The organism is Kineosporia sp. A_224 (genome assembly GCF_002198655.1).
Lineage (GTDB): Bacteria > Actinomycetota > Actinomycetes > Actinomycetales > Kineosporiaceae > R-H-3.
Window position 1 is genome coordinate 1 of record NZ_MWLN01000173.1, and the last position, 26,928, is coordinate 26,928.

Here is a 26,928-nt window from a genome sequence, read left to right on the forward strand (position 1 = left end):
GACGAGGACCGTGCCGGGCACCGGGACGCTGCCCGCGACGGCGGCACCGAGCCCGCCCGGCCGGGCCGCCCGCACGCCCCGGCTGCAGGCGAGCGGCAGGGTGACCCGGCCGGCGCCGAGCCCGACGAGGACGACGACCCCGAGCGCGACGGCGGCCCTGACCGTGCCCGGTCCGCCCGCGTGCGCGACGACCTGGGCGGCGGCCTGGGCGAGTGCGGCGGCCTGGACACCGACGACGAGCACGAGCGTCACCGCGCCGGCCGGGCCGACGTCGCCGCGGCGCATGACGTCGAGCGCCTTCGTCCGGTCGTAGGCGGCGGCCAGGCCGTCGGCGGTGTCGGCCAGGCCGTCGAGGTGCAGGCCGCGGGTGAGCAGGGCGGCCGCGCCCAGCGCCAGCAGGGCGGCGACGAGCAGGGAGATCCCGAGGGCCTGCACCGCCGCGACGACGACCGCCGCGCCGGTGGCCGGGAGCAGACCGGCGAGCGGGGCGAGCAGCATCGCGGTCCGGGCCGAGCGGGCGTCGACGACGCCGGGGGCCGGGACCCGGAGCACGGTGAGCGTGCCGACCGCGAGCCGGGCACCGTCGAACCGGCCGCGCTGCGGCAGCGGCGTCGGCTGCACCGGCCGCGACGGCGGCCCGGCCGGGTCAGTCACGGGCGAGCAGCGTCGCCGCGATCCCGAGCAGCCCGAGCGCCCCGGCGGACGCCGTGCCGTCCTCGACGCGCAGGCCGAGCCGGGTCACGGCGGTGAGGTTGAGCGAGCCGAGGCTGCGCTCGTGCAGGGGCGCGTCGCCGACCTCGGCGGGCAGCCACCAGCGCGACGCGAGCCGGGAGCAGCGGGCGGCGAGCAGCGCGGTCGTCACCGCGCCCGGGCCGTCGAGGACGACCGGGGTGCGCCGGACGGCGCTGCGCAGGAGGAACGCGGTCGCGGCGGCGAGCCGGGGGTCGGCGAGCACCCGGACCATGGCGATCGGCCGCCCGCGCAGCCCGCGCAGCGCCCACTGGGTGTCGCGGACGAGGGCCACCTCGTCCATCCAGCGCTCGTCGTCGAGGTCGGTGGTCTGCCACCCGTTCGTCTCGACCGGGTCCAGCCCCATGAGGTAGCCGGTGAGCGCCCGCCCCGCGATGCCGAGCTCGAGCGGCAGCAGCACGAGGTCGGTGCCTGCGTCGGCGAGCTCGTCGGCGAGGGCGGTGCCCCGGGCGACGGCCGCGTCGACGGCGGTCGGGACGCCGTCCGGTGCGGGGTCGAGGGCGCGGCGGGTGACGGTCGGCGGCAGCGGTGCGTCGTCGCCGGCGCCGAGCGCGACGACCCGGGCCGGTGCACCGGCCCGGGCGTCGCCGCGGACCTCGGCCCACCACACCGCGAGCGCCGCGAGCCGGCCGAGCGCCTCGTCGGCCCCGGACGCCGCGAACCGCTCCCGGACCTCGTCGCCGGGCTCGATCGCCGGTGCGACGACCTCCGTGCCGATCGCCTCGAGGGGGTCGTCGTCGGTGTCGTCGAAGTCGAGCGGTGCGGCGCTCATCGGGGGCCTCCTGCGGCGGGGTCCGGGGACACAGCGGGTTCGGCGGGCGCGTCGAGGTCGACGACACGGCCCGCGACGACGAGGAGCGTGCGCTCGGTCTGGTCGGCGAGGCGCCGGGAGAGGTCGCCGAGGGTCTCGGCGAAGAGCCGGCCCGACCGGGTCGCCGGGACGACGCCCCAGCCGACCTCCTCACCGACGGCGACGACGACGCGGCGGGTGCCGCGCCACGCGTCGAGGAGGTCGGCGACCTCGGCGTCGGCGGCGGCACGCCAGTCGTGCGGGTCGCCGTCCGGGCCGTCCGTCGCGTCGTCCGTCGCGTCCCAGGCGCCGGCGCGGCCGAGGACGGCCGCGACCCAGGTGCCGAGGCTGTCGAGGAGCACGGGCGGTCCGGGGGAGCGCAGCAGCGCCGCGAGCGCACCGGGCCCCGAGGCCTCGACCGTCGTCCAGCCGCGCGGCCGGCGGGCGCGGTGCGCGGCGACCTTCGCGGTCCAGTCGGCGTCGGTGGCGTCCGGCTCCGGGCCGGTCGCCGCGTACTCGACGGCGGGCTCCGCCGCGAGCAGGTCCTCGGCGGCGGCCGACTTGCCGGAGGAGGCCGGCCCGAGGACGAGTGTGCGGCGGTCCGGCGGGACGGCGCCGGGCAGCGGCAGCGCGGCGGGCCGGTCGCCGGCCGCTGCGAGCGTCACGCCGTGCCGGGCGAGGCCGGCCCGGACCCGGTGCGCCGCGGGGCCGGTGTGGTCGAGGCCGACCGCGACGACCCGGGCCTGCGGCCCGAGCGCGCCGCTGCGGCGCAGGTCCGCGAGCCGGTGCGCCGCGGAGGTCGCCGACGCGGTGCCGGTCGTGTCGCGGACGTCGACGACGGCGACCGCGAGGCCGGCGTCGCCGAGGACGTCGAGGGTCTCGTCGGGCAGCGGCCCGCAGCCGGGCGACCAGAGCAGCGTCGACGTCCCGTCGGAGACGACGACCGCGACGGCCCCGGGCGAGCCGACCGGGCCGGGCAGCGCGACGGCGCGGACCGGGCCGGCGACGACCTGGTCGCCGACCTCGAGGGGGCGCGCGGTGGCCGCCGGTGCGCCGAGGGCGCCGCTCGCGAGGTGCACCGCGCCCTCCGGCGCAGGCGGGCCGCCGTCCAGCACGAGGGACCGGCCGAGGGCCAGACCGAGCAGGTCACCGGCGGCGTCCGGCCCGGCCGCGCAGGTGACGCAGCCGCAGCCGTCGACGGGCCAGGCCGCGGCCGCACCGCCGAGCAGCGCGGCTCCGGCGAGCAGCGGGCCGGGCGTCGCGGGGGTCACCGGGCGAGGGTATCGGCGCGTCCCGTGCGCGGCGGGAGGGCTCGGCGGCGGGCGTCGTCCGGGGGCGTGTGTACGGTGACGCCATGAGCGGGTGGACCTGGCGGTACGAGGCGGTCGACGGCAGCGTCATGCAGGGCGAGGGGCTGGCCGACACGGCGTTCCCGAGCCAGGCGGACGCCGAGACCTGGGTCGGCGAGGCCTGGCGCGACCTGCTCGCCGCCGGGGTGGAGAGCGTCTCCCTCCTCGAGGACGGCCGGCCGGTCTACGAGCACATGAGCCTGCGCCCGGTCGAGTAGCCGGTCGAGTAGCCGGTCAGCCCGCGGGCCGCGGCGGCAGGGCGGGCGCCGACCGGTCGGGCCGGGTCGCCGGGTCCGGCTCCGGCACCGGGGCGGCGGCCGCGAGCGCCTCGAGGGCGAGCCGCACGCCGGTGTCGAGCTGCGGGTCCTCGCCGCGGCCCCAGGCGTCCGGCGGGATCGCCACCTCGACGTCCGGGTCGACGCCGTGGTTCTCGATGCCCCAGCCCTCCTCGAGCATCCAGAAGGCGTACCGCGGCTGGGTGACGCCCGTCCCGTCGACGAGCGAGTAGCGGCCGTCGATGCCGATGACCCCGCCCCAGGTCCGGGTGCCCACGACGGGCCCGAGCCCCAGGGCACGGAACATCGACGTGCCGATGTCGCCGTCCGAGCCGGCCCACTGGTTCGTCAGCGCGACGAGCGGCCCGCGGGGCGCCGCGTTCGGCCACGTCTCCGCCGGGGCGTGCCGGTTCACCGAGGTGGCCCGGATCCGCCGGGCGAGCTTCTCCAGGACGAGTTCGGACAGGTGCCCGCCGCCGTTCTGCCGCAGGTCGACGACGAGCGCGTCCCGGGCGAGCTCCGCGTGCAGGTCGCGGTGCAGCTGGGCCCAGCCGCTGGCCATCATGTCGGGCACGTGCAGGTAGCCGACCCGGCCGCCGGACGCGGCGTGGGTCGCGGCCCGCCGGCCGGCGACCCAGTCGTGGTACCTCAGCGCCCGCTCGTCGCGCAGCGGGACGACGGTGACCCGGCGCGGCGGCGCGTCCGCGGCGGCCCCCACGGGGCGCACGGTGAGCTCGACCGGCCGGCCCGCCGTCCCGACGAGCAGCGGCCACGGACCGGCCACCGGGTCGACGGGGCGGCCGTCGACGGCGAGGAGCGCGTCCCCGGCACCGATCCCGACCCCCGGCGCGAGCAACGGGGACCGGGCCGCGAGCACGCTCGGCTCGCCCGGCACGACCCGGGCGACGACCCAGGAGCCGTCGTCGGCGCGGTCGAGGTCGGCGCCGAGGTGCCCGACCCGCAGCGCCGCGTCGACCGGGCGTCGCGGCGGCACCTCGTAGGCGTGCGAGCTGCCGAGCTCGCCGACGACCTCCCAGATCACCTCGGAGAGGTCGTCCCGGGAGCCGACGCGGTCGACGAGCGGCGCGTACTTCGCGAGCGCGGCGTCCCAGTCGACGCCGCCCATGTCCTCGATCCAGAAGTGGTCGCGCATGAGGCGGCCCTGCTCGGCGTACATCTGCCGCCACATCGCGCCGGGGTCGACGACGACCCGGACCCGGTCGAGGTCGACGTGCACCGCGTCGCCGGCGTCGTCGTCCTCGTCGACCTTGCGGTCGGCCGGGACGACGCGCAGCCCGTCGTCGTCGCGCAGCACGAGACGGCGGGCGTCGCCGCTCGGCCACACGTCCTGGACGCCGGTGGCGAGCGTCGTCGCGCGGCGGCGGCGCAGGTCGAAGCGGCGCAGCGTCGCGGCCGGCTCGTCGTCCCCGGCCCGCGCGTCGCCGAGCTCGCCGGTCAGCGGGACGTCGAGCCACAGCAGCGCGCCCTTCGCGGCGAGCAGGCTGCGGAAGCGGCCGGCCGGCACCGGGACGGCGACCGCGCGGGCGTCGAGGCCCTCGGCGTCGACGACGACCGCGGGCGGGTGGTCCTTGTCCTTGGCCTCGTGGTCCTTGCCGTCCGCGTCGGCGGCGTCGTCCGCCGGGGCGTCGTGGTCTCCGTGGTCGTGCCCGCCGTGCCCGTCGTCGTCCTTGTCGTCGTCCGCCTCGACGGGCCGGCCGTCGTTCTCCGGCGCGAACGGGGACGGCGTCGCCGCGGCGAGCGGCAGCAGGTACGGCCGCTGGGCCGCGAGGAACGACAGGTCGAAGACCTGGGCGTCGTAGACCGGGTCGAAGGTGCGGACCGAGAGGAAGGCGAGGTACCTGCCGTCCGGGGTGAAGACGGGGTCGCTGTCCTGGAAGCGCAGCGGGGTCGCGTCGAGGACCAGCGGCCCGGCGGCCGGGCCCGACGCGCCGTCGCCGGGGCGCAGGTCGGCGAGCCGGATGTTCCGCAGCGGCGGCAGCCCCGGGTGCGACCACGCGAGCCAGCGCGAGTCGGGGGAGAAGACCGGCCCGGTGACGTCGCCCGGGGCGTCGTCGACGACGGTCGTCACGGGGTCGGCGTCGTCCCCCGCGGCGAGGTCGACGACGAGGAGCCGGCCGTCGTGCGTCGCGACGGCGGCGAGCCGCCCGTCCGGGGAGCCGACGAGCTCGAGCACCCGCCCGAGCCGGCCGCCCGCGAGGCGACGGGGCGGCGTGGCCCCGTCGGCGGGCCCGACCTCGAGCGCGTCGTCGCCGTCCGCGTCGGTGACCCGCAGGACCACCGGGCGGGCGGGGTCGCCGGCGCTGCCGGGGGCACCCGCCGCCGGGACGACCCGCGGCAGCCGGGCCCGCACCCCGGGGGTCTCGGCGAGCGCCCGCGCGGGGCCGTCGGCGTGGGTGAGCCAGTGCACGGTGCCGCGGACCTCGACGGCGCTGGCCCGGCCGGTCCGGTCCGGGGCGAGGTCGGCGAGGGCGTCCTCGGCGTCGACCGGGGCCGGGCGGCGGGCCGAGCGCGGGCCGCCGAGGGTGACGTCGAGGCGCCGCGGCGTGCTGCCGGCGGTCACGTCGTCGAGCAGGTAGAGGTCGCCGAGGCACTGGTAGACGAGGCGTGCGCCGTCCCCGGACAGGGCCCGGGCGTAGGCGTCGCCGTGGTCGGTGTGCCGGCGCAGGTCGACGGGCGCGGCGAGCGAGGCCGGGTCGGCGTCCCGCGGCAGCAGCACCGAGTAGACGTTGCCCCAGCCCTCGTGGTCGGACAGGAGCACGAGCCGGTCGCCGACCCACGTCGGGTCCTCGAGCTGGCCGCCGAGGGCGGTGAGCAGCGGGGCGAACGTGCCGGTGCCGGCCGGGTCGGCCCACAGCTTGCCGCCGTCGCCGCCCCGGTACCGCTTCCAGGACGCGGCGCCGCGGCGGCTCTGGTCGGCGCCCAGGACGAGCGCGCCGTCCGGGCCGGGGGCGAAACCCGTCACCGGCCCGTAGGGCAGCCGCTCGGGGACGCCGCCGTCGACGGGCACGACCCAGGCCCAGGTCATCGCCCGGTCGGCCGCGCGGACCGCGGAGACGGCGACGACCCGGGAGTCGTCGAGCCAGCCGAGGACCCGGGTCGTGTCCTCGCCCCAGAAGGTGAGCCGGCGCGCCCCGCCGCCGTCGAGATCGGCGACGCAGGCCTCGGGCGGCCCGTCGCGGCGGCTCGTGAAGGCGACCCGGCCGCCGTCGGGCGACAGCCGCACGTGCGCGACGGGGGCGTCGTCCGCCGTGATCCGCCAGGCCCGGCCGCCGTCCGCGGGGGCGAGCCAGACGTCGTCCTCGGCGGCGAAGGCGACCTGCGTGCCGCGGATCGACGGGAACCTCAGGTACGCGCTCGATGCACTCATCGCGAGCGACTCTAGGACCATTCCCGTGATCCGTCCTCTGGCGGGTCCAGCACCTCAAGAACACGTTTTGGGGTGCGTGAGCCGCCAGAGGACGGGCCCGGGAGCAGGGTCAGACCGCGCGACCCGCGGGGGCGGAGCGTGCCGTCATGCCCGGGTCGGTGACCGGGACGTCGCCGAGGACCTCGTCGATCCGCTTCATGAGCTCGGCCGGGATCTTCACGCCCGCGGCCCTGACGTTCTCCGTGACCTGCTCCGGCCGGGACGCGCCGACGAGCGCGGCCGCCACGTTGTCGTTCTGGAGCACCCACGCCACGGCGAGCTGGGCGAGGGTGAGCCCGAGCTCGTCGGCGACGGGCCGCAGGTTCTGGACCCGCTCGAGGATCTCGTCGGTCATGAGCCGCTTGATGAAGGTCGCGCCGCCCTTCTCGTCGGTCGCGCGCGAGCCGGCGGGCGGCGCCTGACCGGGCAGGTACTTGCCGGTGAGCACGCCCTGGGCGATCGGCGACCAGACGATCTGGCTGATCCCGAGCTCCTGGCACGTCGGCACGACCTCGCCCTCGATGACCCGCCACAGCATCGAGTACTGCGGCTGGCTCGAGACGAACGGGATCCGCAGCTCCTGGGCGAGCGCGTGCCCCGCGCGGATCTGGTCGGCGGTCCACTCGCTGACGCCGATGTAGAGCGCCTTGCCCTGCCGGACGATGTCGGCGAACGCGACCATCGTCTCCTCGAGCGGCGTCTCGGTGTCGTACCGGTGCGCCTGGTAGAGGTCGACGTAGTCGGTCCTCAGCCGCCTCAGCGAACCGTTGACCGACTCCATGATGTGCTTGCGCGACAGGCCCGTGTCGTTAGGGCCGCCGGGGCCGGTCGGCCAGTAGACCTTGGTGAAGATCTCGACGCTCTCGCGTCGCTCACCGGCGAGCGCGTCGCCGAGCACGGTCTCGGCCGCGGTGTTCGCGTAGACGTCGGCCGTGTCGAAGCTCGTGATCCCCGCGTCGAGCGCCGCGCGCACGCACTGCGTCGCGACCTCGTTCTCGACCTGGGAGCCGTGGGTGAGCCAGTTGCCGTAGGTGATCTCCGAGATCTTGAGCCCGGAGTTGCCGAGGTAGCGGAAGTCCATGGGGCCGACCTTACGTGCGCCGTCCCCGCCCTTCAGATGCAGACGTCAGACCGGGAACTCGCCGCGCTTCACCTGCGGCTTGGGCAGCCGGGTCCGGCGGATCTGCAGGGCGCGCATCATGCCGTAGGTCGCGCAGCCGGTCGCCTTGTCGCCGAACCGGTCGACGGTGATCCGGTTGAGCTTGCGGCGCAGCAGGAAGCTGTCGACGATCACCCACAGCACGAGCGCGTAGAGCGCCACGAGCGAGGCCCGGACGACGACCGCGACCGGGATGAGGCTCGACAGCAGGATGACCATGGCGACCGGGATGAACAGCTCGCCCGCGTTGCGGCGGGCGTCGACGTAGTCGCGGGTGAACCGCTTGGCGACGCCCTTGTCCCGCACGGGCAGGTAGCGCTCGTCGCCGGTGACGAGGGCCTGCCGCTGGAGGGCGCGCTCCTCGGCGAAGACCTTGCGCTCGGCCTCGCGTGCGGCCTTCTTCTCCTCCTTCGAGGCGCCCGGGCGGACGGCGGCGGCCCGGGCGGGGGAGCCGAGCGGGCGCCGGTTGCGCTGCTCCGCCTCCCGGCGCTTGGGCGTGGGCCGGCCCTTGGCGCCCTCGCGGACCTCGTGGTCCGTCGTGGCGGCAGCGGTGGTGGAGGTCTTGCCTGAGGTCTTCGTCCGTCCGAACACGGCACCAGGGTACGCAGCCGCGGCCCCGGATACGGTGTCGGCCATGACCGCACCGTCCTTCCGTGCTCCCCAGGTCGACGTCGAAGGGCTCCGGGCCCGGGTGGAGGCCGCCCTGCCGGCGCTGCGGGCCGACCTCGAGGACCTCGTCCGCATCCCGAGCGTCTCGGCCGCGGCCTTCGACCGGGCGCACCTGAGGGCGAGCGCGGCCCGGGTCGCCGACCTGCTGCGCGGGGCCGGGTTCGACGACGTCGAGGTGCTCCGCGTCGACGTGCCGGCCGGTCCCGGCTCCGAGGGGGCCGTCGACGGCGTCGTCCGCGGGGCGCCCGCGGTCGTCGCGCGCCGCCCCGGCCCGGACGGCGCCCCGACCGTCCTGCTCTACGCCCACCACGACGTCCAGCCGCCCGGGGACCCGGCGCTGTGGGACACCCCCGCGTTCGAGCCGGTCGAGCGGGACGGCCGGCTGTACGGCCGCGGCGCCGCCGACGACAAGGCCGGGATCGCCGTCCACCTCGCGGCGCTGCGGGCGCTCGGCGACGACCTGCCCGTCGGGGTCACCGTCTTCGTCGAGGGCGAGGAGGAGATCGGCTCGCCGACCTTCGAGGCGTTCCTCGCCGCCCACCGGGACCGGCTCGCCGCCGACGTCATCGTCGTCGCGGACTCCACCAACTGGCGCGTCGGGGAGCCGGCCCTCACGTCCAGCCTGCGCGGCCTCGTCGACGGCGTCGTCGAGGTCCGCACGCTCGACCACGCGATCCACTCCGGGATGTACGGCGGCGCCGTCGTCGACGCGATGACCGCGACGCTCAGGCTCCTCGCGGGCCTGTGGGACGCCAACGGCGACGTCGCCGTCCCCGGCCTCGTGAGCGGCGAGGCCGACGACCTCGGGTACTCGGACGCCGCCCTGCGCTCCGACGCCGGCGTCCTGGACGGGGTCGCCCTCGTCGGTACCGGCAGCCTCGAGACCCGGCTGTGGACCCGCCCCGCGATCACCGTCACCGGGATCGACGCGCCGTCCGTCGCGACGGCGTCCAACACGCTGCTCCCGGCGGTCCGCGCCAAGTTCACGATGCGGATCGCCCCCGGGCAGGACCCGGCGCAGGCGTTCGCCGCGCTCGAGAAGCACCTGCTGGCCGCCGCGCCCTGGGGCGCCCACGTCACGGTGACGCTCGGGGAGGCCGGCCACCCGTGGGCCGGGGACCTCGGGAACGACGTCTACGACACCGCCCGCTGGGCGCTCGAGCAGGCCTGGGGCCGGGCGCCGGTGCACATGGGCGTCGGCGGCTCGATCCCGTTCATCGCGGCGCTCGGCGAGGTCTACCCGGACGCGACCGTCCTCGTCACCGGCGTCGAGGACCCGGACACGCGGGCGCACGGGACGAACGAGTCCCTGCACCTCGCCGAGTTCGCCCGGGCCTGCGTCGCCGAGACCCTGCTGCTCGCCGCGCTCGGCGGCCGCTGACCGTCGTCCGGGCGGGCGCCGTCCGGGAGAGCGCGGTCAGGGCGTCTCGCGGTCCTCGGCCCGGGACCGCTGCGCCGGCAGCGCGGCCGCGGACGACGGGAGCTCCTTCACGTCGGCGGGCCGGTCGGCGGGCCGGTCGGCGGGCCGGTCAGCAGGCCCCAGCACGCCCCAGCGGAGCATCTCGCTGATCGCGGGCGCGGTCTGCGGCGTCGCCCAGAGGAAGCCCTGGCCCATCCGGCAGCCGGCCGACGCGATCCGGCGGCGCTGCTCGACGGTCTCGACGCCCTCGCAGATGAGCTCGATGCCCAGCCCGGCACCGAGCTCGACGATGCCCTTCATCATGGCCGCGCCGGGGCCGTCGTCCTCGAGGTCCACGACGAACGAGCGGTCGATCTTGAGGATGTCCACCGGCAGCGTCTTGAGGTAGCTCAGCGACGAGTAGCCGGTGCCGAAGTCGTCGAGCGCGAGCCGCACGCCCATCGCCTTGATCTGGCGCAGCCGGCGCAGCGCGGCGTCGAGGTCCTGGACGAGGGCCGACTCGGTGATCTCCAGGACGAGGCGGCCGGGGTCGATCCCCGTCTCGTCGATGAGGGAGAGCACCTCTCCGACGAGCGCCGGGTCCTCGAGCTGCTCGGCGGAGATGTTCACGTCGAGGGTCAGCGGGTAGCCGTCGGGGAACTCCGTGCGCCATGCGGCGAGCTGGCGGACCGCCTCGCCGAGGATCCAGCGGCCCAGCGGCACGATGAGCCCGGTCGCCTCCGCGAGGGGGATGAAGACGACCGGCGAGATCGGCCCGCGGGTCGGGTGCTGCCAGCGGACGAGCGCCTCGACGCCGAGGATGCGGCCCGAGGCGATGTCGACGATCGGCTGGTAGGCCAGCGACATCTGGTCCCCGGCGGTGAGCGCCGTGACGAGGTCGCCGGAGAGCTCGGTGCGCTCCTGGGTCGCCTCGCGCATCGCCGGCTCGAACGCCGTCACGGCCCCCTTGCCCGCGGCCTTCGCGGCGTTGAGGGCGACGTCGACGTCCCGCATGAGCTCGACGACGGTCGCCGTCCCCGGCGCGGCGAGCGCGAACCCGGCGCTCGCGGCGACGTGCAGGTTGCGGCCCCGGATGTCGACGTTGCGGGCCACGTTCGTCATGAGCGCGTCGATCCGCTGCCGGGCCTCGGCCTGGGTGCCGACGTCCTGGAGGAGGACGGCGAACTCGTCGCCGGCGAGCCGGCAGACGACGTCCCCGCGGCCGGCGGCACGGTGCAGCCGGGCACCGACCGTGCGCAGCAGCCGGTCGCCGATCTCGTGGCCGAAGCTGTCGTTGACGTCCTTGAAGCCGTCGAGGTCGACGAGGACGACGGCGAGCGGCGGCTCGCCCTCGGCGAGGGCCTCGGTGAGCTTCTCGATGAACTGCGCCCGGTTGCCCAGGGCGGTCAGCTCGTCGTGGGTCGCCTGGTAGCGCAGCTCCCCGAGCAGGGCGGTGAGCCGGTCCCGGGCGTAGACCATCGCGCTGCTCATCTGGGCGAACTCGTCCGACCCGGTGAGGGGCACCTCTGGTTGAGGGCGCCGGTCGTCACCGTCGAGATGTCCTCGAGGACGGTCCGGACGTCCTGGGACGTCGCCCGCCACAGCGCGCCGAGCAGGTAGACGGTGATCGCGAGGATCCCCAGGGTGAGGAGCACGGGCCGGTTCCGCTCGCCCGCGAGCCGGTCCTGGCGCTGGGCCAGGAGGGTGTCCATGGTCCCGATGAGGGCGCTGGACAGGGCCGTCGACGACGCGGTCACCGAGCCCAGGTCCGCCCGGGTGCCACCGCCGGCCGTGGCCTGGTCACCGACCGCCAGGTACTGCCGGACGGCGATGAACAGAGCGTTGACCTGCGGCGAGACGTTGTCCGAGAAGCCGGTCCACGACGTCGCGGCCTGCGCCGTCCGGACGTCCTCGACGAGCCGGTCGAGCGTCGTCCGCAGGTCCGCCACGGCGAGCTGCCAGCGGATGTCCTCGCGGATGTCGGGCGTGGCGTCGGCCGTGTAGCGCTCCTGCGCCGTGCCTGCGGCGATGAGCAGGCGCGGCAGCCGGTCCGCGAGCGCGATGAGCACGTGGTAGGTGTCGAGCTCGGGGTCGAGGATGAGCTTGCTCGCGTCGGTGACCGAGTCGATGAGGTCGAGCGCCGTCTCCTGGGCCGTCGCGGCGGCGACCGCCTGCTGGGCCGGGGTGAGGCTGCCGTCGGTGATGCGGGTGAGCTGGTCGCGCAGCCGCAGCCACTGCGGGTGGACGTTGAAGACGTCCCCGAGCCGGGCGTCGATCTCCTCGACGTCGCGGCGTGCGGGCAGGTCCGCCGCTGTCGTCGGCCGGCCGGCCGCGGCCTGCTGGCGCACCTCGGACAGCTCGGCGACGATCCGGACGAGCGGCTCGACGTACGTCAGGCCGTCGCGCTCGAGCCCCGCATCGGTGATCTGGCCCGTCGCCCGGGCCCCGCTGAGCGCCAGGCTCACCGTGAGCGGGACGAGCAGCAGCAGGAGGACCGCCGCGAACTTCGTCGCGACCCGCAGCCGACGGATGAGGAGCATGCCGGGCCACAGGAGGGCGTCCATGCCGTCTCCTTCCCGTCGGGCGCGCGCGCCGCCGGGCCGGGCGGGTGCCCGGCCTCCCCGGGTGCGTCGGCGCGACCGCCCGGGACCTTGACCCCCGGCGCGGCGGCCGTGGGCCGACCCGGTGACGCGCTCACCCGGCAGGACGCAGCCGGGAGACCCGGCGTCGCGGTCGGCGCCGCGGCCGCCGGCCCGCCCGGCCGGGCCCGGGCCGGCGTGCCAGGATCGGCGGATGCGTGTCCTCCTCGCCCCCGACTGCTTCACCGGCACGCTGTCCGCGCCGCAGGCCGCTGACGCGCTCGCCGAGGGCTGGCGCCGGCACGCCCCGGACGACGTCCTCGACCTCTGCCCGCTCTCGGACGGCGGCCCCGGCTTCCTCGAGGTGCTCGCCGCGGCGCTGCCCGCCGGCCGGCTCGAGGCGCTCACCGTGGCCGGGCCGCTCGGGGAGCCGGTGCCCGCCGGGCTGCTCGTCGTCCCCGGCGAGGACGGCGCCGTCACCGCCTACGTCGAGTCCGCCCAGGCGTGCGGGCTGCACCTCGTGCCCGCCGACCGCCGCGACCCGGGCCGGACGACGACCCGCGGCGTCGGCGACCTGCTGCGGGCGGCCCGGGACGCCGGGGCCCGCCGCGTCGTCGTGGGCCTCGGCGGCTCGGGGACCAACGACGGCGGCGCCGGGGTGCTCGCGGCGCTCGCCCCGCCGCACGTCGCCGCCGACCCGGTGACCGGCGCCGTCGTCGAGCGGCTCGCCGCCGGCGGGGCGGCGCTGCGCGACCTCACGGCGGCCGACCTCGGCTGGCTCGCCGACGTCCGGACGGACTGGTCGGGCGTCGACCTCGTCGTCGCGAGCGACGTCGACATCGCCCTGCTCGGGTTCCACGGCGCGAGCGCCGGGTTCGCCGCCCAGAAAGGGGCCGGCCCGGAGCAGGCGCAGTCCCTGGAGCGCTGCCTCGGCGACCTCGCGGCCGCCGCGACGACCGCGCTGGGGCTCGACCCGAAGCTCACCGCGACGCCCGGCGCCGGCGCGGCCGGCGGCCTCGGCTTCGGTCTCATGCTCCTCGGCGCGACCCGGGTGCCCGGCTCGACGGCCGTCCTCGACGCGGTCGGCCTGCCGGCGCGGCTGCGCGGCAGCGACCTCGTCGTCACCGGGGAGGGCTGCTTCGACTGGCAGTCGCTGCGCGGCAAGGTCGTCGCCGGGGTCGCCCGGGCGGCGACGGACGTCGGAGTGCCCGTCGTCGTCGTCGCCGGCCAGGTGCTCGTCGGCCGGCGCGAGGCGCAGACGATCGGGGTCGACGCCGCGTACCCGGTCGCGAGCAGCCCGGCCGAGGTCGACGCCGCGATGGCGGACCCGCACGGAACTCTCGCGGCCCGCGCCGAGCGGGTCGCCCGCACCTGGTCGCGCTGACGTCGCCGCCGGTGCGGCAGCGGTGATCGTCGTCCGTCCCGGGTGTCAACCTGGAGGCCCCGCCCCCGCGTAGAAGGGGCATGGGGAACAGCAGCGGCGGCCGGGCGGCCGCCCCGGGGGTGACGACGTGAGCGACGCCGACGACACGTTCCGGGTGTTCGTCGACGCCCGCTGGCCGGCGCTGGTCCGGTTCGCGTGGACGCTCACGGGCGACCGGGGCCATGCGGAGGACGTCGTCCAGAGCGCGCTGGAGAAGACCTGGAGGCGCTGGCGGCACGTCCGCCTCGACGGCGCGGAGGCGTACGTCCGGGCGGCCGTCGTCAACACGGTCATCAGCCGGGCCCGGCGCCGCCGGGTGCGCGAGACGTTCCTGCCGGCCGGGACGCAGGAGGGCGGCGCCCCGGCCGGCGGTGCGTGGGACGTCGACCTCGCCGAGGAGCGGGCGCTCGCCGACGCCGTCTGGGTCGAGCTCGCGCTGCTGCCGGCGCGGATGCGCGCGGTCGTCGTCCTGCGGTTCCTCGAGGACCAGTCCGAGGCGTCGACCGCGCAGCTGCTCGGCTGCTCGGTCGGCACCGTGAAGAGCCAGACCAACCGGGCGATGGCCCGGCTGCGGGAGCGGACGGCGCTGCGTGACCTCGTCGGGGTCCCGGCGGCCGGTGAGGGGGAGCGATGACCGGGAACGGACGACGCGCGGGGTTCGCGGAGCCGGAGCAGGCGTGGAGCGCGGTCGAGGCGGAGACGGTGCGGCGGGCCCTCGCCGCGCGGCAGGACCGGATGGACCCCGGCCCGGCGCCGTGGCCCGCGCTGGTCCGGCGGCGTGCTGCGGCGGTCCGCCGACGGCGGGCCACGTGGACGGCGGGTCTGGTCGCCGGGGCGCTCGCCGTGACCGGCGTCGCGTCCGGGGTGGCCGGTCTGGGCGGTCTGCGCGGCGACCCGGTCGCGGTGCCGGCGGCCCCGGCCTGGGCGCCGCGGCTCGACGGGCCGACGGTCGGCAGCCTCGCCCGCGACGAGGCGTTCCTCGCGGCGGTCCGGGCCCGTGCGGCCGACGAGGACGACCTCGGTGACGTCCGGGGCCCGCGGGTGCTCGTCGCGACGGACGTCGAGGGCAGCCGGCTCGTCCTCGTCGCGTGGTCCCGCTCGCGCGGGGTGCAGTGGCTCGTCGGCCCGGCAGGGGCGCCGGCCGCGGACCTGCGCCTCGCCGACGGCTGCGCCGCCACGGACGTCTGCCTGCAGAGGTACGGGCTGTCCTGGACGGTGAGCTCGGCCGACACCGGCGGGGCCGGTGCCCCGTCCGGGCTCGTCGTGTGGGCCGGTGCGGGGGCGACCACCGTCGTCACGGCCGGCAACGACGTCGCGGCCGACGGCACGGTCCGGCCGCACGAGGTACCGGCCGCCGAGCGCTGGCCCGGGGTCTACGTGGCCCCGCTCGCCTCGGTGGCCGGTCGGCTCGACGTGTCGGTGCGGCCGGCGGACGGGAGCAGGCCGCTGTCGACGGGCTCCTACACGGGCTCGTCGCTCGACGTCGACGCGTGGTGGGCGCAGGCAGCGGCGCCGGACGGGGCGGCGGCGGCCCGCGGGACGGGGATCTCCGACCCAGCAGCGCGCGGCGACCTCGTGACGCTCGCCGCCCGGGTCACCGGGATCGAGCCGGCACCCGGCGACGGCTCCCGGGTCGTCCTCGCGGACACCGCGGGGGACCGGGCGACCGCCGTCCTCGTCCTGCGCGCCCCGGGCGGCGGGTGGGCGCGGGTGGTCGCCGTCCGGGACGGCGGCGGGGCGACGGTGACCGCCTACGCCGTCGAGGCGTTCCCGGCGGAGCTCGACCCTGGCGCGGTCCCCGTGGCGTGGCTGGAGGACGGCGTCGTCCGTGCGGTCGGGGGGACCGGCGCGACGACCGTCGAGGTCGGCACCCGGCAGCGGAACCTCGGGCCCGTCCCGCTCGAGCGGGTGGTCACCGAGGTCGAGGTCGACCAGGACCCGATCTTCGCGCACTTCAGTGACGCCGGGGACCACGAGCGCGGCATGGTCGACGTGGCCCGCCCGTGGCCCGAGTCGCAGATCCTCGCCGGCCCGGTCGCCGGGACCCGATGACCCGGGGCCGGGCCGGGCGGGAGAACCTGCGCCCGCCGACGTACCCTGGTCGGGAATGCAGCGCGGAGAACCTGCGCTGAGTCCACCGACGGGCCCCGCGCCCGAGCCAGCGTGACCTCCCGAACCCATGGAGACGATCAGATGACCGTCCAGGACCCCACGACCCAGACGACCGAGCAGGCCACGAAGGAGCACGGCGTGCTCCTCACCGAGGTCGCGGCCACGAAGGTCAAGAGCCTGCTCGAGCAGGAGGGTCGCGACGACCTGCGCCTGCGGGTCGCCGTCCAGCCCGGTGGCTGCTCGGGGCTCATCTACCAGCTCTACTTCGACGAGCGTCAGCTCGACGGCGACGCCGTCCGTGACTTCGGCGGCGTCGAGGTCATCGTCGACCGGATGAGCACGCCGTACCTCGACGGCGCGACCATCGACTTCGCGGACACGATCGAGAAGCAGGGCTTCACGATCGACAACCCGAACGCCGGCGGGTCCTGCGCCTGCGGCGACAGCTTCCACTGACCGACCGCTCCGGTCCGCCGGAGCCCACGGTCCGCGCGACGGCCGCGGTCACCCCGAGCGGGTGACCGCGGCCGTCGTCGTCACCCGGGCCGACCGGCAGGCCCGCCGGAGGTGGGGGAGAGGTACACCCACAGGTCGAGGACCGTCGTGCCGAGGTCCAGCTCGAGCGGCTCCAACCGGACCCATCCGAGGGCCTCGTAGAACGCGACCGCCCCGGTGAAGCCCTGCACGACGTCGAGCACCACGCGCCGTCCCTCGGCGTCGGCGTGCCGGGTCGCGGTGTCGACGAGCCGGGCACCGACCCCGTCACGGCGTGTCGCGGGCGACACGAAGAGCCGCGCCAGCACCGCCAGCCGGTCGGCGCCCAGGCCGGTCGCCCGGTGCGCCGGGCCGAACGTCGGGTCGCCCTGCGCCTCGTGGAGCGCGACGTGCCCGACGACCCGCCCGTGCTGCTCCGCGACCCAGGCGACGCGCTCGTACGGCGGCGCCACGAACGACGTGACGTCGGCGGGCAGGTGGCCCGGGTAGCCGTCCGTCCGGTGCACCTCGAGGGCCAGCGACACGCACGCGGCGACGTCGTCCGCCGTGCGCGGGCGCACGATCATGGGGTCCTCCGTCCTCGCGCGGGTCCGCCGTACCGGTAGCGTGACGCCCCGTGCGCATCGCTGTGACCGGGTCCATCGCGACGGACCATCTCATGTCGTTCAAGGGCCGGTTCTCGGACAGCCTCGTCGTCGAGCAGCTGCAGAAGATCAGCCTGTCGTTCCTCGTCGAGGACCTCCAGATCCGGCGTGGCGGCGTGGCGGCGAACATCGCCTTCGGCCTCGCCCGGCTCGGGACCGGGCCGCTGCTCGTCGGGGCGGTGGGGGAGGACTTCACCGACTACCGCTCCTGGTTGGAACGGCACGGGGTGGACTGCTCCGGCGTCCACGTCTCCGACGTGCACCACACCGCGCGGTTCATCTGCACGACGGACGACGACCAGGCGCAGATCGCGTCGTTCTACCCCGGCGCGATGAGCGAGGCCCGGCAGATCGAGCTCGGCCCGCTGGCCCGCGACACCGCGTTCGACCTCGTCGTCGTCAGCCCGAACGACCCCGACGCGATGCTGCGGCACACCGACGAGTGCCGCACGCGCGGCTACCCGTTCGCGGCCGACCCCTCCCAGCAGCTCGCGTGGTCGGACGGCGCGATGATCCGCCGGCTCGTCGACGGTGCCGCGTACCTGTTCAGCAACGACTACGAGGCCGCCCTCATCCAGCAGAAGACCGGGTGGGACGACGCGGAGATCCTGCGCCGCGTCGGCGTCCGGGTCACCACCCACGGCGAGCACGGCGTCGTCATCGACAGCGTCGACGGCGAGACCCTCAAGGTCCCGGCCGTGCCGCCGGTGCGGATCGCCGACCCGACGGGCGTCGGCGACGCCTTCCGGGCGGGCTTCCTCGCCGGGCTGGTCTGGGGGCTCGGGCCCGAGCGCTGCGCGCAGACCGGCGCCACCCTGGCGACCCTCGTCCTGGAGACCGTCGGGCCGCAGGAGTACGACCTCGCCTCGGCCGGCTTCCTCGCCCGCCTCGCCGCGGCCTACGGCGACGACGCCGCGGCCGAGGTCGCCCCGCACCTGACGGCCGCCCTCGGCTGACCCGTGCCGCAGCCCGTCGAGCCGGCCCCCAGCCGGTTCGTCTTCGACCTCGCCGGGGCCGAGCCGGGCGAGGACCTCGTCGGGGCCGGCGCCGACCTCGAACCGGGCACGCTGCTGCAGGCCTACAGGACGGGCCTGTTCCCGATGGGGCTCGGCCGGCACGGCACCGGGACGCTCGGCTGGTGGTCCCCGGACCCCCGCGGCGTCCTGCTGCCCGCAGGCCTACGGGTGTCCCGTTCGCTGCGCCGCTCGCTGCAGCGGTTCGAGGTGCGGCTCGACACGGCCTTCGACGCCGTCGTCGCCGCGTGCGGCGACCCCGGCCGTCCGGGCGCGTGGATCACCGCGGAGGTCGCGGCCGCGTACGGCCGGCTGCACCGCCTGGGGTGGGCGCACTCCGTCGAGTGCTGGGCCGACGAGCGGCTCGTCGGCGGCCTGTACGGCGTCGCCGTCGGAGGCCTGTTCGCGGGGGAGTCGATGTTCCACACCGAGCGGGACGCGAGCAAGGCCGCGCTCGTCGCCCTCGCGCGGATGCTCTGGGCGGACGACGACCCGCGCCGCCTGCTCGACGTCCAGTGGCGCACCGAGCACCTCGCGACGCTCGGTGTCGTCGACGTGCCGCGCGAGGAGTACCTCGCACGGCTGCCCGCGGCGCTCGCGGCGCCGCTGCCGGCCGCGTTCACCGCCGCCCCGCCACCTCCGTTGCCGTCCAGGGGCTTTGGTCCCTGACCTGCACCGGAACCGTTCCCGGGCGGTGTGCGGTGCGCCACGCCGAGCAAGGGCATCCCCGCACGGAACTGTCCGGTGGCAGGGAGTAGTGTGCTCACGTCGAGGACCGTCCCCCCGGTGAGGCTGCCGGGCGAGATCCGCTGGAAGGCCACTCTTGCGACTCCACGAGGAGGCCCGCGTCACGCGCGGGCGATCGCGCCGGGCTGGGCTGGCGCTGCTGGCTGTTCCCGGCGTCATGCTGCTCTCCGGCTGCTCCGAAGCAGCCCAGCGGGGCTGGATGCCGTCCACCAAGGACACGACGAACCAGACCGGCCGGATCATGGAGCTGTGGAACGGCTCCTGGATCGCCGCCCTGCTCGTCGGTGCCCTCACCTGGGGCCTGATGCTCTGGTGCATCGTCGCTTACCGGCGGCGGCGCGACGAGACGGGCTACCCGGCTCAGATCCGGTACAACATCCCGCTCGAGATCCTGTACACCGTCCTGCCGCTGATGATGGTGTCGGTCCTGTTCTACTTCACGGCGCGGGACCAGGCGGCGATCAACAGCATCACCGCGAAGCCCGACATCACGATCAACGTGGTCGGCAAGCAGTGGGCCTGGGACTTCAACTACCTCGGTCCGGACGCGAAGGACCCCGCGGACGACGTGTACGAGGTCGGCCTGCAGGGTCAGCTCGACGGCACGAACGGTGCCGAGGCCGACCTGCCGACGCTCTACCTGCCGGTCAACCAGCGGGTCGAGTTCGTGCTCACCGCGCGCGACGTCATCCACTCGTTCTGGGTGCCGGCGTTCCTCTACAAGATGGACGTCATCCCCGGCATCGAGAACCGCTTCCAGGTGGTGCCGCAGCGCGAGGGCCTCTACAAGGGCAAGTGCGCCGAGCTGTGCGGCGAGTACCACTCGGAGATGCTGTTCAACGTGCGCGTGGTCTCGGCCGAGGAGTACCAGCAGCACCTCGCGGACCTCAAGGCCAAGGGCCAGACCGGAACGCTCGACGCGAACCTCGGCCGGAGCGACACTCCGGACGGCGGCCGCGGGGCGATCCCGGGCGGCGGCAGGAACGGCGGCGCGAACGACCTGGGGAGCAACTCATGACGACTCTCGACAGCGGTGGCCAGGCGGCGACCTTCGGTGTCCCGGTCCGCCGCGCGACCAAGGGCCAGATCGTCGTCAAGTGGCTCACGACGACCGACCACAAGGTCATCGGCAACCTCTACCTGATCACCTCGATGGCGTTCTTCGCCATCGGCGGTCTCATGGCGCTGGCGATCCGGGCCGAGCTGTTCCAGCCCGGCATGCAGGTCTTCCAGACCAAGGAGCAGTACAACCAGTTCTTCACGATGCACGGCCTGATCATGCTGCTGCTCTTCGCGACGCCGGCCTTCGCGGGCTGGGCGAACGCGATCATGCCGCTGCAGATCGGCGCGCCGGACGTCGCCTTCCCGCGGCTCAACATGTTCGCGTACTGGCTGTACCTGTTCGGCGGGCTCATCGCGGCCTCGTCGTTCCTCACGCCGCAGGGCGCTCCCGGCTTCGGCTGGTTCCTCTACGCGCCGCTGTCGAACGCGACGTACACCCCGGGCCTGGGCGCCGACCTCGGCATCTTCGGCCTCGCGCTCGGCGGTTTCGGCACGATCCTCGGTGCCGTCAACTTCATCACGACCATCGTGTGCATGCGTGCACCGGGCATGACGATGTTCCGGATGCCGATCTTCACCTGGAACATCCTCATCACGAGCGTGCTCGTGCTCATGGCCTTCCCGCCGCTCGCCGCCGCGCTCCTCGCGCTCGGCGCGGACCGCAGGCTGGGCGCCACGGTCTTCGAACCCGAGAACGGCGGGGCGATCCTGTGGCAGCACCTCTTCTGGTTCTTCGGGCACCCTGAGGTCTACATCCTCGCGCTGCCGTTCTTCGGCATCGTCTCGGAGATCCTGCCGGTGTTCAGCCGCAAGCCGATCTTCGGCTACAAGGGCCTCATCTTCGCGACGATCTCGATCGCGGGCCTGTCCGTCGCGGTGTGGGCGCACCACATGTACGTGACCGGCCAGGTGGCGCTGCCGTTCTTCGCCTTCATGACGATGCTCATCGCCGTCCCGACGGGCGTGAAGTTCTTCAACTGGATCGGCACGATGTGGCGCGGGTCGCTGACCTTCGAGACACCGATGCTGTGGTCGCTGGGCTTCCTCGCGACGTTCCTCTTCGGCGGTCTGACGGGCATCATCCTGTCGACGCCGGCGCTGGACTTCCACATGTCCGACAGCTACTTCGTCGTGGCGCACTTCCACTACGTCATCTTCGGCACCGTCGTGTTCGCGATGTACGCGGGCTTCTACTTCTGGTGGCCGAAGCTCACGGGCCAGATGCTCGACGAGCGGCTCGGCAAGATCCACTTCTGGCTGACGTTCATCGGGTTCCACACGACGTTCCTCATCCAGCACTGGCTCGGCGTCGAGGGCATGGCGCGCCGCTACGCGGACTACCTCCCCGAGGACGGCTTCACCCTCGAGAACCAGGTGTCCACGGCCGGTGCGGCGATCCTCGCGATCAGCTTCCTGCCGTTCCTCTGGAACATCTACACGACGACGAAGAACGCGCCGAAGGTGACCGTCGACGACCCGTGGGGCTACGGCGGCTCGCTCGAGTGGGCGACGTCCTGCCCGCCGCCACGGCACAACTTCTCGTCGCTGCCCCGGATCCGTTCGGAGCGGCCCGCGTTCGACCTGCACCACCCGGAGGTCGCGGCCGCTGCGGCGACCCCGCCGGACAACTCGCTGCTCGCCGGTGTGTACGGCGGCGCCGACGTGAAGAACGACTGAGAGGCCTGCTGCGGTGAAGGTCGAGACCCTGCTCTTCTCCTCGGGCGTGCTGTTCTTCACGCCGATCGCGATCGTCTACGGCATCGTGACCCAGTGGAACGAGCCGGTGGGTGCTGCTGCCCTGCTGCTCACCGCCGGGCTCGCGCTGCTCATCGGGCTGTACTTCTGGCTCACCGCGCGGCGGATCGACGACCGCCCGGAGGACGACCCGGACGGCGAGATCCGCCAGGGCTTCGGCGAGCAGGGCGTCTTCGCGCCCTACTCGTGGTGGCCGTTCTGGCTCGCCCTCGGCTCGGCGGTCATCTTCGCCGGCATGGCGGTCGGCTGGTGGCTCTTCTACATCGGCCTGGGCCTGGGCGCCGTCGGCCTCGTGGGCTGGGTCTTCGAGTACTACCGCGGCGAGCACGCGCACTGACCGCACGAACGCTGCAGCGTCGTCCGCCCGTCGGCGTCCCTCCGGGACCCGGCGGGCGGTGTCGTTCGCACGTATCCTGAGCCCAGGGCAACCTTTCGTCGGGGGCCGGCGTCATCAGACGTCGGGGCAGCACGTCGAGAGGGTCTTCACGACCCGAGGGAGTCACGGGACCGTGCGTACGAGCGTGAGGATCTGGGGAGCAGGGCTGGTCGCCGTCCTGGCCCTCTCGGGGTGCACGGCCGGGACGTCGTCGCAGGCGGACGCCGCGGGAGGCGGCTCGCCGTCCGCGGGAGGGAGCCAGGGCCAGACCTCGTCGCCGGCCGCGCAGCCGGTCTCCGTCACCGTCACCCCGAAGGACGACGCCACGAAGGTGCGCCCCGACGCCGGGGTCTCCGTGGCCGCCGCGCAGGGCCGGATCACCTCGGTCAAGGTCACCGCCGCCGACGGCACCAAGGTCGCCGGTGACCTCTCCGACGACGGTGCGAGCTGGAAGAACACCGCCCACCTGGCACCGGCCGCGACGTACACGGTCAAGGTCGCCGCGCAGAACGCGGACGGCGTCGCGACGACGGTGACGTCGACCTTCAAGACGCTGCGCCCGGCCGGCTTCGCCGGGGCCTCGCTGCAGCCCTCCGACGGCTGGGTCGTCGGGGTCGGGATGCCCGTCGTCGTCACCTTCGACAGCACGGTGAAGAACCGCGCGAAGGTCGAGAAGGCGCTCAAGGTCACGGCGACGCCGGCGATCGAGGGAGCCTGGCGCTGGACGGGCAGCCGGCAGGTGCAGTGGCGCCCCAAGGAGTTCTGGAAGACCGGCACGAAGGTCAAGGTCGTCGCGGACCTCAAGGGCGTCGAGGTGTCGCCCGGGGTCTGGGGCAAGCGCACCCGCACCGCCGACTTCGAGATCGGCTCGGCGATGGTGAGCACCGTCGACATCGCCGCGCACACGATGACCGTCCGCAAGAACGGCAAGGTCATCAAGGTGATCCCGGTGACGACGGGCAAGCCGGGCCTGGCCACCCGCAACGGCACGAAGGTCATCATCAGCCGGGAGACCACGCACCGGATGGACGCCGCGACGACCGGGGTCTCGCAGGACTCCCCGGAGTACTACAACCTCGTCGTGAAGTACGCGATGCGCCTCACGTGGAGCGGTGAGTTCGTCCACGCCGCGCCGTGGTCCGTCGGGTCCCAGGGCCGGGCCAACGTCTCGCACGGCTGCACGGGCATGAGCACCGCCAACGCCGCGTGGATCTTCGAGCACTCCAAGGTCGGGGACGTCGTCAAGTACGTCCACGGGTCGCGCAAGCTCGAGGACGGCAACGGCTACACCGCCTGGAACATGTCCTTCGACCAGTGGGCGAACGCCTGAGCCCGGGCCCTTCGGCCGGCCGGCCGGTCAGCCGGTCGGGGGCAGGGTGAGGACCCGCGTCCGCCGGACCGGTGCGTCCTCGAGGGCCGCGGCGACCGGGACGTCGAACGCGGCGACGGGCGTGAAGGTGTCCGGAGGCAGGTAGGTCCGGCCCGGGTCCCCGGCGAGGACGACCGCCCCGGCGGCGACCGCACGGCGCAGGACGGTGAGCGTCGCCGCCGCGAGGGACCGCTCGAAGAACAGGTCCCCGGCGAGGACGACGTCCGCGGCGAGCAGCCGGGCGACGAGCGGGTCGCCGTCCGCGGCCTGCGCCATCGCCACGACGTCCGCGACGGCCGTGGCGAGCCGGCCGGCCGGGGGAGCGCCGACGGTGACGCCGTTGAGGCCGGCGTTGAGCGCGGTGGCGGTGAGCGCCAACGGGTCGAGGTCGAGGGCCAGGACGTGCGCCGCCCCGGCGAGCGCGGCCGCGATGCTCACGAGTCCGGAGCCGCACCCGAGGTCGACGACGAGGCGCCCGGCGACGGCGTCCGGCGCTTCGAGCAGGTGGCGGGCCAGGGCGGCCCCGCCGGGCCACGGGAAGGCCCAGAACGGCGGGGGAGCGCCCTGGACGCCGGAACGGTCCTCCGTGGCCTGCCAGAGGCCGTACGGCTCCGCGGCGACGTGGAGGACGACCTCCGGGACGAACGGGGTGGCGCAGGGACGGGTGAGGGCCCGGACGAACGCCGTGGCGTCGTCCGGGCCCTCGTGGTCCGGTGCTGCGGGGTCGTGCGTGCGGTGCGGCAGGGCGTGCCGGTCAGTGACCGGCGAGCGCGGGCCGCTCCGCCTCGTCGGAGCCCTCGACGGCCTCGTGGCCGCCGTGGTGCTCGTGGTGGGCCGCCTCGAGCTCCGCCGGGGTGACGGGCTCGATGCGGTCCTCGAAGTAGAAGCTCGACAGCTTCGCCTTGACCTTGTCGAACCGGGCGCCGGGGCGCTTGACGCCCCGCTCGTCCTCGGTCGGCGCGGGGTCGAGCGGCCGGAAGCTGTCGTGCTGGACGAGCAGCCAGCGGTCGTGCTCGTCGAGGGGCTCGTGCACCTCGAAGAACTCGCCCTCCTCGGTGCGGTAGATGACCCCGGTCTCGCGGCCGTGGAGCACCTTCTCGCGGTCCTTGCGCTGCAGACCGAGGCAGATCCGCTTCGTCACGACGTACGCGAGCGGCGGGACGACGAAGACGAGCAGCCGCAGGCTGTTCGTGATGTCGTTGATCGACAGCCTCAGGTGGGTGGCGATGATGTCGTTGCCGCCGCTGACGAGCAGCAGCAGGTAGAACGTGATCGCCATGACGCCGAGGCCGGTGCGGGTCGGGACGTTGCGCGGGCGGTCCAGCAGGTGGTGCTCGCGCTTGTCACCGGTGGCCCACTGCTCGATCCACGGGTAGAGGATCATCGGCATCGTCACGAGCCCCGGGATGATGAGGGCGGGCAGCAGGATGTTGCCCGAGACGGTGAAGCCGAGAACCTGGAACTCGAGGAAGCCCGGTGTCAGCCGGACGGCGCCGTCGAGCCAGCCCATGTACCAGTCGGGTTGTGAGCCCGCGGTGACCGGCGACGGGTGGTAAGCGCCGTAGGCCCAGATCGGGTTGATCGTGAACAGCGCGCCCATGAGGGCGGTGATGCCGAACACGATGAAGAAGAAGCCGCCGGCCTTGGCCATGTACACCGGGAAGAGCGGGTAGCCGACGACGTTCTCGTTCGTGCGGCCCGGCCCGGGGTACTGGGTGTGCTTCTGGACGATGAGCAGGATGAGGTGCGCCGTGATGAGCGCGAGGAAGATGCCCGGCAGCAGGAGCACGTGGATCGTGTAGAGCCGCGGGATGAACTCCTCGCCGGGGAACTGGCCGCCGAAGAGGAAGAAGCTGATGTACGAGCCCACGACCGGGATCGCGAGGATGATGCTCGACGCGATCCGCAGGCCGGTGCCGGAGAGCAGGTCGTCGGGGAGCGAGTAGCCCGCGAAGCCCTCGACGATCGCGAGCAGCGCGAGCACCGAGCCGATGACCCAGTTGATCTCACGGGGCTTGCGGAACGCGCCCGTGAAGAACACCCGGAACATGTGCGTGACGATGGACGCCACGAAGATCAGCGCCGACCAGTGGTGGATCTGCCGCATGAGCAGGCCGCCGCGGACGTCGAAGGACAGCGACAGCGAGGAGGCGTACGCCTCCGACACGGTCTGCCCGGCGAGCTGCTCGTAGGACCCGGTGTAGACCGTGTGCCCGACGCTCGGGATGTAGAAGAAGGTGAGGAAGACACCCGTCAGCAGCAGGATGATGAAGCTGTAGAGGGCGACCTCCCCGAGCATGAACGACCAGTGGTCGGGGAAGATCTTGCGGGCGAGGAACTTGACGCCCTTGCTGGCGCCGACGCGCTCGTCCGCCCAGTTGCCGAGGTTTCCCGCGGCCTTGGCTGTGGTCGTGGTGCTCATCCGCGCTCCCAGAAGCTCGGGCCTGCGGCCTCGGTGAAGGGGCTCTTCGCGACCAAGTATCCGGCGTCGTCCACGGTGATCGCGAGCTGAGGCAGTGGACGCTTGGCCGGGCCGAAGATGACCTTGCAGTTCTGCTTGAGGTCGAACGTCGACTGGTGGCAGGGGCACAGCAGGTGGTGCGTCTGCTGCTCGTAGAGGGCCACGGGGCAGCCCATGTGGGTGCAGATCTTCGAGTACGCGACGATGCCCTCGTAGGCACCCGCCCGCGAGACCTCGTCGAGGTCGTCCGGGTTGAGCCGGATGAGCAGGACGGCAGCCTTGGCGATCTCGTCGAGCGGGTGCTCGACCTCCTCGGCCTGGATCCCCTCGGGCAGGACGTGCACGACGGAGCCGATCGTCAGGTCCTCGGGCTTGATCTTGCGGCCCAGGCCCTCGGGGTCGGTGATCGGGTCGTGCACCAGGGCCAGGCCCTGCTTCCAGAACGTCGTCGAGAGGTCGTTGCCCGGCAGCGGGCCGGTGTCGCGCAGCAGCACGATCGCGGGGCCGACGGTGAGCGGCACCAGGGCTCCGAGGAGCGAGTTGCGGATGAGCGGACGGCGGCCGATGCCGGCCTCCGCCGAGCCCTCGCGCAGGATGTCCAGCGCGGCGTCTCGGTCCTCGTCGGTGCCCCGCATCGGGTGCCGGAGCTCGATCCGCTCCTCGTCGGGCATGAGGGTCTTGGCCCAGTGCACCGCACCCGCGCCGACGCCGAAGGTCGCGAGCGCCAGCCCGATGCCGAGCAGCGTCGTCGAGATGCGCAGCTGCCGGGCGATCTCGGCCCAGCTGTCGCCCTCGATGCTGACGGCGTAGTACGCGACGACGAACAGGATGGTGCCGAGGGTGGAGAGCCCGAAGAGGGCGGCGACCTGACGCTCCGCACGCTTGGCGGCCTTCGGGTCGACGTCCGCCATCCGGTGCCGGTGCGGCTCGAGGCCGGGGTTCTCGAAGCGCTCCGGGAGCCCGCCCTCGGACGTCGTGGCGACGTCCGAGCCGGGGTGACCGTGCGACTGGTCGATGCTCATCGGATCGGGGCTCCTGATCCACACGACGGACTGAGGACGGACTGCGGGGCCG

The 26,928-nt window shown here is 74.7% G+C and carries 24 protein-coding genes; 12 read left to right on the forward strand and 12 right to left on the reverse strand.

From position 1 onward, the window contains the following. The 3 genes from EDJALFJO_RS16760 to EDJALFJO_RS16770 all read right to left on the reverse strand — a co-directional run. Positions 1-606: adenosylcobinamide-GDP ribazoletransferase (locus tag EDJALFJO_RS16760; protein WP_143448622.1), on the reverse strand; the 606-nt coding region annotated here is incomplete at its 3' end. 40 nt (positions 607-646) lie between these two features. Next, a complete protein-coding gene (locus EDJALFJO_RS16765; protein ID WP_088287298.1) occupies positions 647-1,522 on the reverse strand; it encodes a nicotinate-nucleotide--dimethylbenzimidazole phosphoribosyltransferase in 876 nt (291 codons plus the stop codon). Beyond that, the gene (locus EDJALFJO_RS16770) at positions 1,519-2,811 is read right to left on the reverse strand and encodes a bifunctional adenosylcobinamide kinase/adenosylcobinamide-phosphate guanylyltransferase (protein ID WP_088287300.1); all 1,293 of its coding nucleotides are present in this window, start codon (positions 2,809-2,811) and stop codon (positions 1,519-1,521) included. Before EDJALFJO_RS16770 ends, EDJALFJO_RS16765 begins: the two co-directional genes overlap by 4 nt. 83 nt (positions 2,812-2,894) lie before the next feature. Here EDJALFJO_RS16770 and EDJALFJO_RS16775 point away from each other — a divergent pair, with 83 nt between their 5' ends. After that, on the forward strand, positions 2,895-3,107 hold the full coding sequence (locus tag EDJALFJO_RS16775; protein ID WP_088287374.1) for a hypothetical protein: 213 nt from the start codon (positions 2,895-2,897) through the stop codon (positions 3,105-3,107). 16 nt (positions 3,108-3,123) lie between these two features. Here the strand turns inward: EDJALFJO_RS16775 and EDJALFJO_RS16780 are convergent, their stop codons facing one another. The 3 genes from EDJALFJO_RS16780 to EDJALFJO_RS16790 all read right to left on the reverse strand — a co-directional run bounded on the left by EDJALFJO_RS16780 (position 3,124) and on the right by EDJALFJO_RS16790 (position 8,341). Next, positions 3,124-6,552 carry a S41 family peptidase gene (locus tag EDJALFJO_RS16780; RefSeq protein WP_198950380.1) on the reverse strand — a complete coding sequence of 1,143 codons (3,429 nt, stop codon included), beginning with the start codon at positions 6,550-6,552 and terminating at the stop codon, positions 3,124-3,126. 109 nt (positions 6,553-6,661) lie between these two features. Beyond that, positions 6,662-7,672, reverse strand: a complete 1,011-nt coding sequence (locus tag EDJALFJO_RS16785; protein ID WP_088287304.1) for an aldo/keto reductase family protein — start codon at positions 7,670-7,672, stop codon at positions 6,662-6,664. A gap of 45 nt (positions 7,673-7,717) precedes the next feature. Then, positions 7,718-8,341, reverse strand: coding sequence for a DUF3043 domain-containing protein (locus tag EDJALFJO_RS16790; RefSeq protein WP_198950381.1), 624 nt, complete (start codon positions 8,339-8,341; stop codon positions 7,718-7,720). A 43-nt stretch (positions 8,342-8,384) separates the two neighbouring features. Here EDJALFJO_RS16790 and EDJALFJO_RS16795 point away from each other — a divergent pair, with 43 nt between their 5' ends. Next, positions 8,385-9,800 carry a dipeptidase gene (locus EDJALFJO_RS16795; RefSeq protein ID WP_088287308.1) on the forward strand — a complete coding sequence of 472 codons (1,416 nt, stop codon included), beginning with the start codon at positions 8,385-8,387 and terminating at the stop codon, positions 9,798-9,800. A gap of 36 nt (positions 9,801-9,836) precedes the next feature. Here EDJALFJO_RS16795 and EDJALFJO_RS16800 read toward each other — a convergent pair whose 3' ends face one another. Together EDJALFJO_RS16800 and EDJALFJO_RS16805 are read right to left on the reverse strand one after the other, a co-directional pair. Next, positions 9,837-11,309, reverse strand: coding sequence for a bifunctional diguanylate cyclase/phosphodiesterase (locus EDJALFJO_RS16800; protein WP_143448619.1), 1,473 nt, complete (start codon positions 11,307-11,309; stop codon positions 9,837-9,839). Further along, the gene (locus tag EDJALFJO_RS16805; protein WP_088287312.1) at positions 11,306-12,382 is read right to left on the reverse strand and encodes a hypothetical protein; all 1,077 of its coding nucleotides are present in this window, start codon (positions 12,380-12,382) and stop codon (positions 11,306-11,308) included. The genes EDJALFJO_RS16800 and EDJALFJO_RS16805 overlap by 4 nt, the downstream gene beginning before the upstream one ends. Before the next feature lie 229 nt (positions 12,383-12,611). Between EDJALFJO_RS16805 and EDJALFJO_RS16810 the strand changes: the two genes are divergently transcribed. The 4 genes from EDJALFJO_RS16810 (at position 12,612) to EDJALFJO_RS16825 (ending at position 16,388) form a co-directional block, all read left to right on the forward strand. Further along, positions 12,612-13,781 (forward strand): glycerate kinase, encoded by a 1,170-nt coding sequence (locus EDJALFJO_RS16810; protein ID WP_088287314.1) that lies wholly within the window; start codon positions 12,612-12,614, stop codon positions 13,779-13,781. Positions 13,782-13,908: 127 nt separating this feature from the next. Continuing rightward, a complete protein-coding gene (locus tag EDJALFJO_RS16815; protein ID WP_088287316.1) occupies positions 13,909-14,454 on the forward strand; it encodes a SigE family RNA polymerase sigma factor in 546 nt (181 codons plus the stop codon). Continuing rightward, positions 14,451-15,872 carry a hypothetical protein gene (locus tag EDJALFJO_RS16820; protein WP_088287318.1) on the forward strand — a complete coding sequence of 474 codons (1,422 nt, stop codon included), beginning with the start codon at positions 14,451-14,453 and terminating at the stop codon, positions 15,870-15,872. The genes EDJALFJO_RS16815 and EDJALFJO_RS16820 overlap by 4 nt, the downstream gene beginning before the upstream one ends. 141 nt (positions 15,873-16,013) lie before the next feature. Then, positions 16,014-16,388, forward strand: coding sequence for an iron-sulfur cluster assembly accessory protein (locus EDJALFJO_RS16825; protein WP_088287320.1), 375 nt, complete (start codon positions 16,014-16,016; stop codon positions 16,386-16,388). Between the two features lie 80 nt (positions 16,389-16,468). Here the strand turns inward: EDJALFJO_RS16825 and EDJALFJO_RS16830 are convergent, their stop codons facing one another. Continuing rightward, positions 16,469-16,993, reverse strand: a complete 525-nt coding sequence (locus EDJALFJO_RS16830) for a GNAT family N-acetyltransferase (protein ID WP_088287322.1) — start codon at positions 16,991-16,993, stop codon at positions 16,469-16,471. Between the two features lie 50 nt (positions 16,994-17,043). Here EDJALFJO_RS16830 and EDJALFJO_RS16835 point away from each other — a divergent pair, with 50 nt between their 5' ends. The 6 genes from EDJALFJO_RS16835 to EDJALFJO_RS16860 all read left to right on the forward strand — a co-directional run bounded on the left by EDJALFJO_RS16835 (position 17,044) and on the right by EDJALFJO_RS16860 (position 23,354). Next, positions 17,044-18,027 carry a carbohydrate kinase family protein gene (locus EDJALFJO_RS16835; protein WP_088287323.1) on the forward strand — a complete coding sequence of 328 codons (984 nt, stop codon included), beginning with the start codon at positions 17,044-17,046 and terminating at the stop codon, positions 18,025-18,027. Positions 18,028-18,030: 3 nt separating this feature from the next. Next, positions 18,031-18,753 (forward strand): leucyl/phenylalanyl-tRNA--protein transferase, encoded by a 723-nt coding sequence (gene aat, locus EDJALFJO_RS16840; protein ID WP_088287325.1) that lies wholly within the window; start codon positions 18,031-18,033, stop codon positions 18,751-18,753. A 277-nt stretch (positions 18,754-19,030) separates the two neighbouring features. Beyond that, positions 19,031-19,849, forward strand: coding sequence for a cytochrome c oxidase subunit II (coxB, locus tag EDJALFJO_RS16845; protein ID WP_233149899.1), 819 nt, complete (start codon positions 19,031-19,033; stop codon positions 19,847-19,849). After that, the gene (gene ctaD / locus EDJALFJO_RS16850) at positions 19,846-21,570 is read left to right on the forward strand and encodes a cytochrome c oxidase subunit I (RefSeq protein WP_088287329.1); all 1,725 of its coding nucleotides are present in this window, start codon (positions 19,846-19,848) and stop codon (positions 21,568-21,570) included. The genes coxB and ctaD overlap by 4 nt, the downstream gene beginning before the upstream one ends. Before the next feature lie 13 nt (positions 21,571-21,583). Next, positions 21,584-21,985: a cytochrome c oxidase subunit 4 gene (locus EDJALFJO_RS16855; RefSeq protein ID WP_088287331.1), complete on the forward strand. Its 402-nt coding sequence runs from the start codon at positions 21,584-21,586 to the stop codon at positions 21,983-21,985. Between the two features lie 172 nt (positions 21,986-22,157). Beyond that, positions 22,158-23,354 (forward strand): Ig-like domain-containing protein, encoded by a 1,197-nt coding sequence (locus EDJALFJO_RS16860; protein WP_233149900.1) that lies wholly within the window; start codon positions 22,158-22,160, stop codon positions 23,352-23,354. A gap of 27 nt (positions 23,355-23,381) precedes the next feature. On the opposite strand, the gene EDJALFJO_RS16865 is transcribed toward EDJALFJO_RS16860, so the two are convergent. Genes EDJALFJO_RS16865 through EDJALFJO_RS16875 form a run of 3 tightly spaced genes read right to left on the reverse strand, consistent with a single transcriptional unit; the run spans position 23,382 to position 26,876 of the window. Beyond that, positions 23,382-24,137 (reverse strand): 50S ribosomal protein L11 methyltransferase, encoded by a 756-nt coding sequence (locus EDJALFJO_RS16865; protein WP_088287335.1) that lies wholly within the window; start codon positions 24,135-24,137, stop codon positions 23,382-23,384. A 10-nt stretch (positions 24,138-24,147) separates the two neighbouring features. Next, on the reverse strand, positions 24,148-25,815 hold the full coding sequence (locus EDJALFJO_RS16870) for a ubiquinol-cytochrome c reductase cytochrome b subunit (RefSeq protein ID WP_088287338.1): 1,668 nt from the start codon (positions 25,813-25,815) through the stop codon (positions 24,148-24,150). Then, positions 25,812-26,876: a ubiquinol-cytochrome c reductase iron-sulfur subunit gene (locus EDJALFJO_RS16875; RefSeq protein WP_088287340.1), complete on the reverse strand. Its 1,065-nt coding sequence runs from the start codon at positions 26,874-26,876 to the stop codon at positions 25,812-25,814. The genes EDJALFJO_RS16870 and EDJALFJO_RS16875 overlap by 4 nt, the downstream gene beginning before the upstream one ends. Positions 26,877-26,928 lie beyond the last annotated feature (52 nt).

Coding starts and splice junctions, on each gene's coding strand:
- EDJALFJO_RS16765 (WP_088287298.1), bottom strand. CDS start 1,522: ATGAGCGCCGCACCGCTCGACTTCGACGACACCGACGACGACCCCCTC.
- EDJALFJO_RS16775 (WP_088287374.1), top strand. CDS start 2,895: ATGAGCGGGTGGACCTGGCGGTACGAGGCGGTCGACGGCAGCGTCATG.
- EDJALFJO_RS16780 (WP_198950380.1), bottom strand. CDS start 6,552: ATGAGTGCATCGAGCGCGTACCTGAGGTTCCCGTCGATCCGCGGCACG.
- EDJALFJO_RS16785 (WP_088287304.1), bottom strand. CDS start 7,672: ATGGACTTCCGCTACCTCGGCAACTCCGGGCTCAAGATCTCGGAGATC.
- EDJALFJO_RS16795 (WP_088287308.1), top strand. CDS start 8,385: ATGACCGCACCGTCCTTCCGTGCTCCCCAGGTCGACGTCGAAGGGCTC.
- EDJALFJO_RS16800 (WP_143448619.1), bottom strand. CDS start 11,309: ATGAGCAGCGCGATGGTCTACGCCCGGGACCGGCTCACCGCCCTGCTC.
- EDJALFJO_RS16805 (WP_088287312.1), bottom strand. CDS start 12,382: ATGGACGCCCTCCTGTGGCCCGGCATGCTCCTCATCCGTCGGCTGCGG.
- EDJALFJO_RS16810 (WP_088287314.1), top strand. CDS start 12,612: ATGCGTGTCCTCCTCGCCCCCGACTGCTTCACCGGCACGCTGTCCGCG.
- EDJALFJO_RS16820 (WP_088287318.1), top strand. CDS start 14,451: ATGACCGGGAACGGACGACGCGCGGGGTTCGCGGAGCCGGAGCAGGCG.
- EDJALFJO_RS16825 (WP_088287320.1), top strand. CDS start 16,014: ATGACCGTCCAGGACCCCACGACCCAGACGACCGAGCAGGCCACGAAG.
- EDJALFJO_RS16830 (WP_088287322.1), bottom strand. CDS start 16,993: ATGATCGTGCGCCCGCGCACGGCGGACGACGTCGCCGCGTGCGTGTCG.
- coxB (WP_233149899.1), top strand. CDS start 19,031: ATGCCGTCCACCAAGGACACGACGAACCAGACCGGCCGGATCATGGAG.
- ctaD (WP_088287329.1), top strand. CDS start 19,846: ATGACGACTCTCGACAGCGGTGGCCAGGCGGCGACCTTCGGTGTCCCG.
- EDJALFJO_RS16870 (WP_088287338.1), bottom strand. CDS start 25,815: ATGAGCACCACGACCACAGCCAAGGCCGCGGGAAACCTCGGCAACTGG.
- EDJALFJO_RS16875 (WP_088287340.1), bottom strand. CDS start 26,876: ATGAGCATCGACCAGTCGCACGGTCACCCCGGCTCGGACGTCGCCACG.